Below are 12,395 nucleotides of genomic sequence, written 5' to 3' on the forward strand. Positions count from 1 at the left end.
ATAAAATCAAACATTTTCGACGAATCGCTACTCGTTACGACAAGCTGGCCAAATCATTCCTAGCGTTTGTATATGTCGCGTCCATCTTTAAACTAACTCAATAATGAGTTTTCAGACACATCCTAGAATCACCAAAAAATGCCTCTTCCCCTTCTGAAGCAGTAACATACCAATATAAAGTTACTTTTAAAGATGGAAAAAGTGCATTTCCTCAAAAAAATGATATCGTTTTCGAATCAACTCTTGGTGATACCAGTATTGTTGCTATACGTTCCCCTGAAGGCGAAACTAATTATACAGTTTTTCTCTATGAGTACAATAATACCAAAAAATGGGTTATTGATGGTTTTTTAAGATTACAGGGTGGTACGGGGTTTATGAATAAAGAAGGCTTAGATTTGCCAATGGATAAATTTAATGCATTAAATCTCAAAATACCGAAAAAAAACAAAAAAATTTGGGCATTTGCTAATGAAAAAGAGATAGTCACGATTGCCGTATATAATCGTTTTCCTTTTGTTGAAACAAATGATCCTGAAAAAATTACTTTAACCAATAAGAATGAAGCATATGTCTCAAAAGAAAATTTAAAAAACAGCTATTTGTATTATTTTGATTCTGGAAAACTAATAGTTGTATGCGGAAATATTGGCAAACAAAACATTATTAATCTAGCAAATTCATTGCCTTCTGTTAATTCTGCATTTTTCCCTAGCCCTAAAGAAAATTAAACAAAACAACCACTTACAAGTGGGCTTTAAACTATGAAAACTCCCCATCTCTAACCACAATTAGAAGATAGGGAGTTTTTTATATCAGAATAAGCTTCGCCTTATGCCTTCAATGAATCCATAGAAAAATCCCTTTTGGGGAGTAGTATTGCGACCAACTCGACGGAAAATAAAGTACGAGGGGAGCAAACCTAAAAATAACAGTTAATGGTAATCCAACATTAGAAATACCTAGTGACACTAATATCGTGTCTTAACTCAACGAGCTGCTGTTCGCAGCCGATATGGTATATATATCCTTTCTATTCACCCGGAAAAGAGCGTGAAAACATGAACCACGAGCTGTTTCAGCCGACGTTGAAGCCAAATGTCGACTACGAAACCAAATCGTACAATCTGACCCATTACCTCCTGGCTGTCTTCCTCGGAGGCTTGCTGCCAGCGATCGTGCTCGGGATTAAAAACGCAGGCTGGCTGCGGATCAAGCCGCTTTGGAGCTATGTGATTGCGGCAGCAGGCGTTGCCGTTTTCTTCTTCGCAGCAAGGTACGCGCATTTTTTTGCGATCGGCACCGGAATCATGTATTACTTCCTGATGAGAGGCAAGTACCGCATTCATATGAGGCTTTACGCGAAGACGGAGCCGATCCTGCCGGAAGCTGTTTTATATGCGTTGCTGGGCAAGGCCGTAGAGTGGTTTTTCGCAGCAAAAGGAGTGCAACTGTTCCATGGAAACTGAAGCGTTGCAAAATTCGCGACATTATCAACTGGGCAAGCATTACTACGATATGAAGCGCTATGAGCAGGCCAGAGAGCATTTGCGCGAGGCGCTGGCGGAAGTGCCGACCAATCCGACCGTGCTTTACATGCTGAGCTACTGCGAGTTTCAACTGGACAATGACGAGGCAGCCTACGAGCTGTGCGTGGACGTGCTGCAAAAAGGGATGGTCACGGAGTACGTGTACCAGTTGCTCGGGCTGATTTTGCAGTCGCAAAAAAAGTGGTACGAAGCCGAGCAGGCGCTGCTGCAAGCTCTCGCTTTGAACCCACAGGAGCCGGGGATTATTGCGACCTACGCGTACCTGATGTTCCACACGGGACACGTGAAAAAAGCAAGGCTGCTGATGGCGGAAGCGCAGCGCCTGAACCCGAACGACAGCACGGTGCTGCACTACCAGTTTTACATCGACTTGATTGCCAGCAACAAAAAGCAGCAGCGCAAAACGCTGGAGACGTATGTGGAAGTCGCGGACGACGAGCTGTACAAGCTGATAAAAATCGGGGAAGAGGCGTACTTTCGCGACGATTACAAAACCGCAAAGGAAAATCTCATCCAGGCGTTTTTGCTCGATCCAACCAATGAGCGGGTCAAAGAATTGCTCGATGCGATCGACAAGGAGACGCACATCGTCTTTTGGCCCAATCGGCTCGTAGACAAGCTGGGTGGCCCGATCGGGATGTGGGTAGTTTTTGTTGTTCTTCTGTTTCTCATCAGCTACCTTGCCCCGTTTGCGGTCGGGTACTTTATCGTCTGCTGGATTGTGTTCGGGATTTACACGTGGATCTCGCCGCTAGTTTATAAACTTGTGTGTAAAGTGAGGAGTCAGTAAGTGGACAAAATCGATGTGCTTTTGCATATGACAAAAAGCAACCCGGAAAACGCTTCGGCGTGGTATTTGCTCGGGCTGGAGTACGCCGCGACGGGCAAAAACAACGAGGCACTGCAAGCGTTCACGGAAGCGCTGCGCTGCAACGATCCGGCGCTTACGCCGCAAATCATCGGGGAGCTGGGCAAGCTCTCCCTCGCGCCGACGCCAGCTTCTGCGCCTGTACAAAGCGAGCCAGCCGTTTCAGGGGAGGCGACAGCCCGGAAAGCGGGGGGTGTAGCGGTGCATGAGGTCGAGCATGTAAAACTGCATGAGACGGTGCGCGAAGCGGCGGCAGAAAACAAATCCGAAGCCACGGCCGACGACATAGCCGGAAACAAACCCGAAGCCGCGGCCGACGACAAACCCGAAAAAGCCCCCGTCCTCGCAACCACCCGGCCCCCGTCCGCCAGCCATGCCCAAGGGCCGGGCAGCGAGCGGCCATTTCAAGTCATCTCTGGCGGGCAAGCGGGGAAAAGAGACAGGGAAGCGACGCCGATTACGTTTGCCGATGTGGGCGGGCTGCATGCGGTGAAAAACGCGATCCAGATGAAAATTGTGAAGCCGTTCGTGTCTCCCGGACTGTTCGAGCGATTCCGGAAAAAGGTCGGGGGCGGCATCTTGCTGTACGGCCCTCCCGGCTGCGGAAAGACGTTTATCGCCAAAGCGACAGCGGGCGAATGCCGCGCCCGGTTTATCCCGATTCACGTCTCGGACATTCTCGACCCGTATATCGGGGTGAGCGAGCAAAATTTGCGGGAGGTGTTTGCGTCGGCGCGGGCGACCAAGCCGAGCGTGCTGTTTCTTGACGAGATGGATGCCATCGGCTACAACCGCAGCCGATCTTCGACGGATACGATGCGGGCCGTGATCGACACGCTCTTGACCGAGATCGAAGGCATCGAAACCAATACGGACAAAATGCTTATCATCGGGGCGACGAACATGCCGTGGGACGTGGACCCTGCCTTCAAGCGCCCGGGCCGCTTCGACAAAATGATTTTTGTCTCGCCGCCGGATGAAGAAGCGCGCGCGACCATTTTCCGCATCAAGCTGCACGAGCGGCCGATCGAGCAGATCGACTACGCGCTTTTGGCAAAAGAAACCGACCTGTACTCCGGCGCAGACATCGAAAACGTCGTCGAGCTTGCTACAGAAGAGGTCATCACCGAGATTATGCGCACGGGCGTAGAGCGGCCACTCACTATGAAGGACTTGAAAAACGCGATCCAGTCGACGCAGCCGTCCACGATCGACTGGCTGCGCACGGTGAAAAACTACGTCAAATACGCCAACCAGGGCGGTCTGTACAACGATGTAGAATCGTTTTTATCCCGCTACAAGCGGATTTAACGACACGACACCAACAGCAAAAGCTTATTTCCCGCGTGCGTGATCGGAGCGCGAGGAATAAGCTTTTTTCGTCTCGAGATAAGGACAACGAAGGCGGGACTTCGCCAAAAAAGAGGGGGCAACCGAGCGTGCAGACGCCCTCTCATGCTTGCTTACGCTCCGGCAGGCAGGCGAAAGGCGCGAGAGGCGCAAGAGGCGCAAGAGGCGTGAGAGGCGCCAGCGGGCTTCCTGTAGACCCGTCCGCAGCCGCCGTCCATTGCCTTTTCTTATAGCCAGGCCCGCAAAGGCAGCACAAAAAATCAATCCGCACATCAAGACGGTCCCCGTGAGCGAAGGCATCGGCAATGCGGCAATCTCGATCCATCCGAACGTCGCGCAAAAAAACATCAAGGAGCAGGTTTCGGCGGTATTGGCGGATGACCTGTCCAAATACCGGGTAGCGTTGCCGGAAACGTTCCACGTAGAGATCGCCTTCCGCGAGCATTACTTGGCGTATCGCGGCTCGTTCTACCCGGGCGCGAAGCAGACGGGAGCGAAAACCGTCGAGTACGAATCGAACGATTACATGGACGTGCTGCGCTTTCTGTTTTTCGTCCTGTAGGGTGCGAACCGTAAAAAAGGGGAGCTGTTCCAAGGCCGTTTACGCCTCGGGGGACAGCTCCTTCATCATTTGGCTTCAAAACTTTTTGATCCAAAAAGAAAACCTGTTTGACCAGTTGGCCAACAGGCTTGACGATTATCCCATATGTTTTTTGTACATCCAGAGCTGTCCGCTTTTGATGACGCGGGCCATCTGACCGACCAGGGAGACTTTTCCCATGCTGGCAAAGCCTTCTTTTTTGCCGAGAGAACCGAGGAAGCCTTTGTGCTTGAGCGGTGGCAGAGAAGCCGGGTATTCTTCGCCTTTGATGTCTTTTTTCAGCATCAGGGCGATCTGATCCCCTTGAATCTCGGCTGTCTGGGCACTCGGCGCAGTGATCGTGCTCGCACAGTCGCCTACGACGTAGACGTTTGGATGGGTAGGAATCTGGTGATACTGATTCAGCTTGGCTCGTCCGATGTTGTCTGTCTCGATCGGCAGGGCGCGGACGATGCGGTTGGCCTGAATGCCGGCTGTCCAGACGATGACATCGCTTGGAACCGGCTGGTTATGGTTGTACACGACGCCAGGCTCGACTCCGGTGACGTTGGCCATGGAGACAAGCTGTACCTCGTGCTCGATAAACCATTGGGAAGCGTATTCCTGCAGCTTTTTCGGGAATGGGCTCAAAATGCTCGGGCCACGGTCGATGATCCGCACATTCAGGTCAGGACGGCTTTCGCGCAGCTCTGCCGCCATTTCCACACCGGAGAGACCACCACCCACAACGGTAACCGTACCATATGGATTTACATTATTGATTGCCATGTATGTGTTGCGGGTAGCTCCCATGGTTTGGATCGAGCAAGTAAACTGATCTGCACCAGGGATGTCATGGTAACGGTCCTCACAGCCCAATCCGATGACGAGCCAATCGTACGAGAGGGCGTCCCCGTTCGCAAAGTTGACGACCTGCTCGTCCAAATCCACTGCGGTAACTTCGCCGTATTTGACGGTCAGGCGAGGATCGCTTGGAAAATTGACCCGCAAGTGGGCTTCCGGCGTAGTGCCCGCGGCCAGAGCGTAGTACTCTGTTTTCAGGCCGTGAAACGGCATACGGTCCACAAGGGTAATAAACACGTCGTCTGGTAAATCAGGGGACAGGACTCGCTCGATAATACGAAGACCCCCGTATCCTCCACCAAGGATCACAAGTCGTTTCATAGAAGGTCTAGTCCTTTCTTATGTCCGTTTTTTACAGCACCCATTCTATTTTTAGTCTCTTTCCGTAAAAATGCAAGCAGAATCTTTTTCCCGTTTTCTCCGCTGGATTTTTGGAAAAGTCGCGGTACAATAAAGTACGTGACGATGTCGGTATAATCGGTAGGTGAACATAGATGAAACCATTGGTAGAATTTTGCGCGAGCAACGTTTCTTCCTACACGCAGCCCGTCGTAGATGCGCTGGAAAACGACCCCGAGCTGGATGTGGATGTTCTCGAATACGGCTGTCTTGGCTACTGCGGAGAATGCTATATGGAGCCGTTCGCACTGGTGAACGGCAAACTGTTGAAAGCTCCGTCAGCCGATGAATTGCTTGCGAAAATCAAGCACTGCTTGCGCGAGGAAGAAGAGATGCTGGACGCAGATTTTCCTCTGTAAGCTGTTTTCTTAGGATGTTCATTGAGGCCCGCGAACAAACGCGTGTGCCCGGAAAATAAAAAAAGAAGCTGATGCCTGTTGGTGGCGGGCATCAGCTTTTTGGCGTTTTTAATGTTCTTTGATGACGTTGTAGAAGGTGTCGCGTTCCAGAGCGCGTTTGCCAGCGCCTTTAATCAGCCAGACCAGTTCATCGACAGTCAGTGCCTGCTGGGTGAGGGCCCCTGCCGAGTGACTGATGCGCTCCTCGATCAACGTACCGTGCGCATCGGAAATTCCCATCGTCAGCGAAAGCTGGGTCAACTGTGTCCCAATATTAATGAAGTAAGCCTTGATGTGCTGGAAGTTATCCAGCATGAGGCGGCTGATCGCCATCGTTTTCAGGTCGTCGATCGCGGAGTTGCGGCGCTTGATTCCGGCCGTTGCCTTGATCGGCTGAACGGCGAGCGGGATGAAGACCATGAAGCCGTTCGTCTCGTCTTGCAGCTCGCGCAGGCGCAGCATGTGAATGACGCGCTCTTCCAACGTTTCGATGGAGCCGTAGAGCATGGTCGTATGTGTTTTCAAGCCCAGTTCGTGAGCGGTGCGGTGAACTTGCAAGTACATGTCTGTGCTCGCCTTTTCCGGGCTCATTTTCATGCGGTAGCGCTCAGTCAAAATCTCGGCGCCGCCGCCCGTCAACGTTTCCAGTCCGGCTTTTGTCAGCTCCTGCAATACTTCGCGAATGGAGAGGCCAGAGATGCGGGAGAAGAACTCGATTTCAGCCCCGGTGTACGCTTTGATGGTGACATCGGGATAAGCCTGCTTCAAAATGCGAACATTGTCCACGTAGTATTCGAACGGCTTGTGCTGATTGTGGCCGCCTACGATGTGAAATTCACGGATACCCGGATGGAAGCGGGTTTCTACATAATGAAGCAACTCTTCCTTGTTCATTGTGTAAGCACCCTCGTCGCCTTCATCGCGACGGAATCCGCAAAATCTACAGTGAGCTTCGCAAACGTTTGTCGGGTTGATGTAGAGATTTTGCAAAAAGTAAACCTTATCTTCGTTTTTGCGATAATTGACAATGTTTGCCAACTGTCCAATCGTCAGGAGATCGTTGGAGTTAAACAGAGTAACGCCGTCTTCCAATGTCAGGCGTTCACCGTGCAAGACTTTTTCCGCGATTCCGGCGAGTGATTTGTCTTGGATGGCAATCGTATCAAGCGCCATTCCAAACACTTCCTTTCTAGATCGAATGGTAAGGGATAAGAGCTGTACATCCAGGCCATACCCACTCAAAAACGTTCCTTGGGGGTGGAGAAAGCTCTAAGAAAAAGGGAAAATCTCGGGCAACAAGGCATCTATATTATAAACCTGTTAGTATGTACGAACAATAACATAAGTTCTCCAACTCTCTCTTGTAAAATTCTAACATTTATCGCCATTTTTTTGCGGGAATTTTGGGGAATGTGGGAAATTTTGTTTGCGAAATCATAGCCGTTCTTGTAAAATATAGTAAGAAAGCCTGATCTACTATTAGGAGGAGCTTCACCATGCGGGACGTTTTGCTCGAAAAAATCGAACTCCTTCGACAGCGTATGGTAAATATGGGGTTAGAGTTTGGGTTGGATCATCCAGAAGTCCTAGAATACAGTATGCAAATTGATCAACTACACAACGAACTGAACCAGATAGATCATAATCTGTCTAAGGCAGGCCGAAAGAAGATGTATCGTTTTTATTTGACCGAGAACAATGCTTTTTTTGCATAAGGAGGGGGAGCCCCTCTTTTTTGTTTTGCCTGGGAGGCGGTATGAGCGCCCGAAGTGCAGGGGAACCTTGTGAGAAAGGTTGCTTCTTTTGTATACTGAACATATAGAAAGTGTAAAGGTAGCCTGCAAAGGAGGGAGTCAAGCATGATTACATTGACAGAGAGAGCCAGCCTGAAAGTAAAGGAAATGTTGGCGGCAGAAAATAAACCCGGATTGTTTTTGCGGGTAGGCGTCCGACCAGGCGGATGCAGCGGCTTCACCTATGGAATGGGCTGGGATCAGGAAATGAAGGAAGGCGACGTCACCTTCGAACAGCATGGCGTGAAAATTGTTGTCGACAAGGACAGTTACCTATACATTAAAGGAACCGAAATTGACTTCAAGGAATCCATGATGGGCGGAGGCTTTTCCATCGAGAATCCGAATGCGATTGCTTCCTGCGGCTGTGGCTCGTCGTTCAAGACGGCGCTGGCTGAGGGCAAGGCGGAGAAGTGCGACGACTAAGCTGTCCTGGACAGGATGAATAGCAAGAAGATCAGACCTCTTTGGCTTGTGCACGCTCGATGCACAGGTCAGGGAGGTTTTTTTGGTTTCCTGTCACAAAATGACCGCTTCGTTTGTTATATGTGTCAATTGGAGGTGAGAGGGTTGGATCGTAACGAGATCGAGCAAGTAGTAAAGGAGGTCAGAGCCGGGGATATTGACCAGTTTGGCATCATCATCGACGCGATGCAAAGGCAGCTTTTCGTCTACTGCTACCACATGCTGGGACATCGCCAGGAAGCGGAGGATGCCGTCCAGGAAGTTTTCCTGAAAGCGTACGAGCAATTGGACAGCTATCGGCAGACCGTCTCTTTTTCCGCCTGGCTGTACAAGATCGCCTACCATCATTGCGTCAACGTGTTAAACCGGGCGAAACGCGGGCGTATCCTCACTTTGCTGCGCGCCGGGATGCAGACGTTCAGCAAGCATGAGGGCGAGAAGAAAGTCGAAGACACCGAGTATGTGAGCACCCCTCTTCACATGGCGGTATCCAAGCTGTCAGCGAGTGAGCGCAACCTGCTGATTTTGCGCGTCGTCGAGGAATACAGCTACGACGAGCTGGCCGCTTTGTTCGATACAAAGCCTGCCACGCTGCGAAAGCAGTATGAGCGAATTGTGAAAAAGTGCAAATCCTACATGCTCGTAAGTGAAGGCGGTGATAGTCATGACACGATCTCAGCAACAAGGTGAGTGGAAGCAGCAACTGATGGCAGCAGCAGACGATGATTTCGATGTCAAAAATCGGGTCCTTCAAAAAATCAAAGAACGTAACCAAAAAACGCGGGAGGTTCCTATGAAAAAAAGAATCGGATTGATTGTGGCAGTTATTCTCGCCTTTGGGGTGACATCCGCTTATGCGGCGATGAAAGTGTACGATCTGAAAAACGAGCAGGGCGAAGTCGTCGTGAAGGTGGAGCAAACAGAGAACAAAACGGAAGTCAACGAAGAGAAAAAATCCAAATTCGATCAGGCGCGCGATACGCTCAAACCGGGAGAGAGTGCGGCGATCTACATACCAGGGCCAGACAACCCGGACAAACGAGTATTTTTTACACGCATTCCCGTGATTCATGAGACGACGTCTGCCCTGCAACAAGAAACCGGAAGCTTCTATGCCTTCCCGGAGAGCCTCGCGGGCGGGTACCGGTTTGCAACCGGAGTGGTCAATTATTCGTTCAACCATCGCCAGCCGGAATTGTTCGAAGACATGTACAAGGAAGCAGAGCAGGGCAAAAAAGACTTCGTGGTTCGCAAAGTCTCCCCCGAGCCGCGCATTGATTCCGTCGCGACCGAGTACAACGGAACGAAAGGCAAGGTCACGGTCGTCATTACGAACTTCGACCGGATGCAGTACATCACGGAGGAAGCGGGACCGGATGAAACCGTGGAAAAAGTGAGCGTACAGAAAAAAGAAGCGCTGTATGTCGCAAACAAGCTTCCAGACGGCACGGATATGCGCACCGTGAAGTTTTACAACGACAACAGCAAGCTGCTTTTCGAGGTGAGCACGAAGACCGCAGCGATTACAAAAGAGGAATTGCTCGCGATTGCCGAAAAGCTGAATTAGCGATAAGCGCTGCGCGAAAGCCCGACACCTGGTGTTGGGCTTTTTTTCGGTCGAAAAGGAAAGAAAGGTGGATTTTCCAGCAATTTGTAACAAACAGCCGAGCCTGTGCGTACTAACCAAAGGCAGCAGCGCAACAAAAAGCCGCGGACTCGTTGCTTTTTCCAATGAGCGAATATCGTATCGTAAGGAGTGAATCGTGTGGCGGAATGGTCACAAGAGCAAAAAGCGTTGCAGTGGTTGCTGCTGGGGGCGTTCGCAATCGGCTGTTTGGGGGATCTTTTGTTTTACGGCAAGGAGTTTGGCATCTCGTATTTGCTGTTTGTCATCGCGATGTATGCGCTGTACGGCTGGCAGGCCAGGCGGCACGGGCAACTAAGCTTTTCGCGAAAGCATGTGTACGGGTGGCTGCTGACGGTGCCGATCGTCCTGCTGGCGCTGTCCTTCGCCCTGTTTTCCAACGAATATTTTCAATTGTTCAACTTTGTTCTCGTGCCGATTTTGTTCGTGCTCCAGACGATGCTGCTCACGGGGCGGCACAAGGCGAAGTGGTACGAGCTTGGCTTTGTGGGCGAGTTATTGGAAACGCTGTTTTACTTCACGCTCAAGCATACGCGCCTGCCCTTTGCCTTGACGAGAGAATGGCTCAAGGCGCGGATGAATCAGGAGAAGTACGGCGTGCTGAAAAAAGTGATGATCGGGGTAGGAATCTCGCTGCCGATTTTGCTCGTCGTGCTGACGCTGTTGTCGCAAGCAGATCAGGTGTTTGGGCATTTTTTGCACGAAATTCCGAACAGGATGATTGACCTGGATGCGGTAGAAGGCGCCTTTCGCCTGTTTTTGATCGGGCTTGTGACGCTGCTCGTATTCGGCTACCTGTACTCGCTTTTTGGCAAAAGGGAGGAAGCTGTAGAAATTCCGCTGCCGCCAAAAGAGGGCAAGCTGGTCTGGGACGGCGTGATTTTGGTGACGGTTCTGGCGATGATTGATTTGGTGTACGCCGCGTTTACATATGTCCAGATTTCGTATTTGTTCAGCGGAGCCAAAGCGGCGCTCCCGGACGGCCTGACCTATGCCGAGTACGCCAAAAACGGCTTCAATGAGCTGGTGACGGTAACGGTGATTAATTTTTTGATCCTGCTCTGCACCATGCACCTGGTTTCGCGGGCCAAGCGGCTGCTGTACCGGGTCGTGCAGGTGCTGCTCACTGTGTTGACGGTATGCACGAGCTTCATGCTCTTTTCCGCCTATTTTCGGCTGTCGCTGTATGAGGAGGCGTACGGTTACACGCATAGCCGTCTGCTCGCGCACATCTTCATGATCTTTTTGCTGATCTTGTTCGCGATCGCCTTGTGCAAAATTTGGCGGCATACGTTTTCGCTCATCAAGTATTATGCGGTGGTGTCGCTCGTGAGCTACGTGCTGCTCAACTACATCAACATGGACGTCATCATCGCCAAAAACAACATGGAGCGCTACTATGCCACGAAAAGTATCGACGTCGAGTATTTGGGCAGGCTGTCGTACGATGTGGTTCCGTATTTGCTGGAACTGAAGGCGGACGAATCGCTGCGCGAGGACGTCGCGTATTATTTGGAAAACATGCGGGAGGAATTGCAGGCAGAGGCGAGCTGGCAGTCGTTCAACCTGTCGAAGTATCGGGCAAGGCAGCAATTGCAGTTGCCGTAGGGAGGAAAGCGGAGACGGGTGAGGCTATCGTCTCCGCTTTTGGCTGGACACATAAAACATAAGCAGTGCCCCTGCGGCAGCAATGGCGGCTATCCAGCCGTACACGCCAAGCTGCCGCGTCCAGACGGAATCGGCCGGGCTGGTCGGAGCGGCACCGGCTCCCAGCACCTGCATGTCTTCTGCGGCATTCGCGAGCAAGGTAGTCCGGGTGCAAATGTTGGTCGCCAGATCGCTTCCCTCCCAATACGAAGCGTACACGAGATAGTCGTCACCAGGCTGAAAAGCGATGCCGCATCCGCCGCCAACGCCGTCCGTGACGATGAGGACCTGTGTCTGGTCTACCCCTTTCCAGGCGGTCTGCACTTCAAACATAACGTCGTAGCCCCAGATGCCTGGCGAAGTCCAAAACGGAATCCAGTTGCGCCAGTTCGTGTGCTTGTTTACTTGCAGCACTTTTCCGGCGAAAACAGCGTCCGATCGCTCCAGTGCCGTCAGAGGATCAGGCGGGCGGGCGCAACTGCAAGCTGCGGTATGGTTGGCACGGTGGGCAGGTCCGAATCTTTGGCCGCACAATCGGCGCCTACAAGCATTTTCACGTCGGGCAAAAAGCGGACGAGAACGTCGGCCTGTTTGGCATCAGCCGTGGCTTGGGGACAGCCAGGTTGCCTGTCCGTCTTTTTTGCTTTCCGGAAATCACCGTCTATCGGATTAACCACGATTAGGAAAAGCCCTTCTCGCCGTCTACTCGACTGGTCATAGCCCCGTCAAGTAGACACTAAAAAAAGACGCTATCTTAAGCGGCGATCGATTCCCGGTATTGGACTGGGGAGAGGTCGCCGAGTTTTTTCTGGAACCGTTCTGTATTGTAGAATTCG

14 protein-coding genes are annotated in these 12,395 nt (G+C 51.3%); 11 read left to right on the forward strand and 3 right to left on the reverse strand.

The features are described from left to right. Positions 1-377 precede the first annotated feature (377 nt). The 5 genes from AC27IT_RS27090 to AC27IT_RS27110 all read left to right on the forward strand — a co-directional run bounded on the left by AC27IT_RS27090 (position 378) and on the right by AC27IT_RS27110 (position 4,330). Entirely contained in the window at positions 378-731 is a 354-nt protein-coding gene (locus tag AC27IT_RS27090) for a hypothetical protein (RefSeq protein ID WP_487092227.1), read from the forward strand. 330 nt (positions 732-1,061) lie between these two features. After that, positions 1,062-1,469 carry a hypothetical protein gene (locus AC27IT_RS27095; protein WP_025845292.1) on the forward strand — a complete coding sequence of 136 codons (408 nt, stop codon included), beginning with the start codon at positions 1,062-1,064 and terminating at the stop codon, positions 1,467-1,469. Continuing rightward, on the forward strand, positions 1,459-2,340 hold the full coding sequence (locus AC27IT_RS27100) for a tetratricopeptide repeat protein (protein ID WP_005836397.1): 882 nt from the start codon (positions 1,459-1,461) through the stop codon (positions 2,338-2,340). The genes AC27IT_RS27095 and AC27IT_RS27100 overlap by 11 nt, the downstream gene beginning before the upstream one ends. Continuing rightward, entirely contained in the window at positions 2,341-3,729 is a 1,389-nt protein-coding gene (locus AC27IT_RS27105) for an AAA family ATPase (RefSeq protein WP_283858195.1), read from the forward strand. Between the two features lie 256 nt (positions 3,730-3,985). Further along, entirely contained in the window at positions 3,986-4,330 is a 345-nt protein-coding gene (locus tag AC27IT_RS27110) for a M55 family metallopeptidase (protein ID WP_025845297.1), read from the forward strand. A gap of 135 nt (positions 4,331-4,465) precedes the next feature. Here the strand turns inward: AC27IT_RS27110 and AC27IT_RS27115 are convergent, their stop codons facing one another. Then, entirely contained in the window at positions 4,466-5,533 is a 1,068-nt protein-coding gene (locus AC27IT_RS27115) for an NAD(P)/FAD-dependent oxidoreductase (RefSeq protein ID WP_007785734.1), read from the reverse strand. A 173-nt stretch (positions 5,534-5,706) separates the two neighbouring features. Between AC27IT_RS27115 and AC27IT_RS27120 the strand changes: the two genes are divergently transcribed. Beyond that, positions 5,707-5,970, forward strand: coding sequence for a DUF1450 domain-containing protein (locus AC27IT_RS27120; protein ID WP_005836405.1), 264 nt, complete (start codon positions 5,707-5,709; stop codon positions 5,968-5,970). A 108-nt stretch (positions 5,971-6,078) separates the two neighbouring features. Here AC27IT_RS27120 and mqnE read toward each other — a convergent pair whose 3' ends face one another. Continuing rightward, entirely contained in the window at positions 6,079-7,182 is a 1,104-nt protein-coding gene (gene mqnE, locus AC27IT_RS27125; protein WP_005836406.1) for an aminofutalosine synthase MqnE, read from the reverse strand. A gap of 323 nt (positions 7,183-7,505) precedes the next feature. Here mqnE and AC27IT_RS27130 point away from each other — a divergent pair, with 323 nt between their 5' ends. The 5 genes from AC27IT_RS27130 (at position 7,506) to AC27IT_RS27150 (ending at position 11,520) form a co-directional block, all read left to right on the forward strand. Continuing rightward, positions 7,506-7,724: an aspartyl-phosphate phosphatase Spo0E family protein gene (locus AC27IT_RS27130; RefSeq protein ID WP_025845299.1), complete on the forward strand. Its 219-nt coding sequence runs from the start codon at positions 7,506-7,508 to the stop codon at positions 7,722-7,724. 144 nt (positions 7,725-7,868) lie between these two features. Next, positions 7,869-8,228 carry an iron-sulfur cluster insertion protein ErpA gene (erpA, locus tag AC27IT_RS27135; RefSeq protein WP_005836410.1) on the forward strand — a complete coding sequence of 120 codons (360 nt, stop codon included), beginning with the start codon at positions 7,869-7,871 and terminating at the stop codon, positions 8,226-8,228. Between the two features lie 144 nt (positions 8,229-8,372). Then, the gene (locus AC27IT_RS27140; protein WP_005836412.1) at positions 8,373-8,957 is read left to right on the forward strand and encodes an RNA polymerase sigma factor; all 585 of its coding nucleotides are present in this window, start codon (positions 8,373-8,375) and stop codon (positions 8,955-8,957) included. Between the two features lie 103 nt (positions 8,958-9,060). Beyond that, positions 9,061-9,834, forward strand: coding sequence for a hypothetical protein (locus AC27IT_RS27145; protein WP_007785730.1), 774 nt, complete (start codon positions 9,061-9,063; stop codon positions 9,832-9,834). A 198-nt stretch (positions 9,835-10,032) separates the two neighbouring features. Continuing rightward, a complete protein-coding gene (locus AC27IT_RS27150) occupies positions 10,033-11,520 on the forward strand; it encodes a DUF4153 domain-containing protein (protein WP_025845303.1) in 1,488 nt (495 codons plus the stop codon). 24 nt (positions 11,521-11,544) lie between these two features. Here the strand turns inward: AC27IT_RS27150 and AC27IT_RS27155 are convergent, their stop codons facing one another. Further along, positions 11,545-12,093 carry a hypothetical protein gene (locus tag AC27IT_RS27155; protein WP_026558124.1) on the reverse strand — a complete coding sequence of 183 codons (549 nt, stop codon included), beginning with the start codon at positions 12,091-12,093 and terminating at the stop codon, positions 11,545-11,547. Positions 12,094-12,395: the final 302 nt, after the last annotated feature.

The sequence above is a fragment of the Brevibacillus sp. YAE8 genome, from assembly GCF_057543335.1.

Excerpts from the sequence above, each read along its gene's own strand:
- erpA (WP_005836410.1), top strand. The coding sequence starts at position 7,869 with ATGATTACATTGACAGAGAGAGCCAGCCTGAAAGTAAAGGAAATGTTG.
- mqnE (WP_005836406.1), bottom strand. The coding sequence starts at position 7,182 with ATGGCGCTTGATACGATTGCCATCCAAGACAAATCACTCGCCGGAATC.
- AC27IT_RS27090 (WP_487092227.1), top strand. The coding sequence starts at position 378 with ATGAATAAAGAAGGCTTAGATTTGCCAATGGATAAATTTAATGCATTA.
- AC27IT_RS27095 (WP_025845292.1), top strand. The coding sequence starts at position 1,062 with ATGAACCACGAGCTGTTTCAGCCGACGTTGAAGCCAAATGTCGACTAC.
- AC27IT_RS27115 (WP_007785734.1), bottom strand. The coding sequence starts at position 5,533 with ATGAAACGACTTGTGATCCTTGGTGGAGGATACGGGGGTCTTCGTATT.
- AC27IT_RS27120 (WP_005836405.1), top strand. The coding sequence starts at position 5,707 with ATGAAACCATTGGTAGAATTTTGCGCGAGCAACGTTTCTTCCTACACG.
- AC27IT_RS27100 (WP_005836397.1), top strand. The coding sequence starts at position 1,459 with ATGGAAACTGAAGCGTTGCAAAATTCGCGACATTATCAACTGGGCAAG.
- AC27IT_RS27130 (WP_025845299.1), top strand. The coding sequence starts at position 7,506 with ATGCGGGACGTTTTGCTCGAAAAAATCGAACTCCTTCGACAGCGTATG.
- AC27IT_RS27145 (WP_007785730.1), top strand. The coding sequence starts at position 9,061 with ATGAAAAAAAGAATCGGATTGATTGTGGCAGTTATTCTCGCCTTTGGG.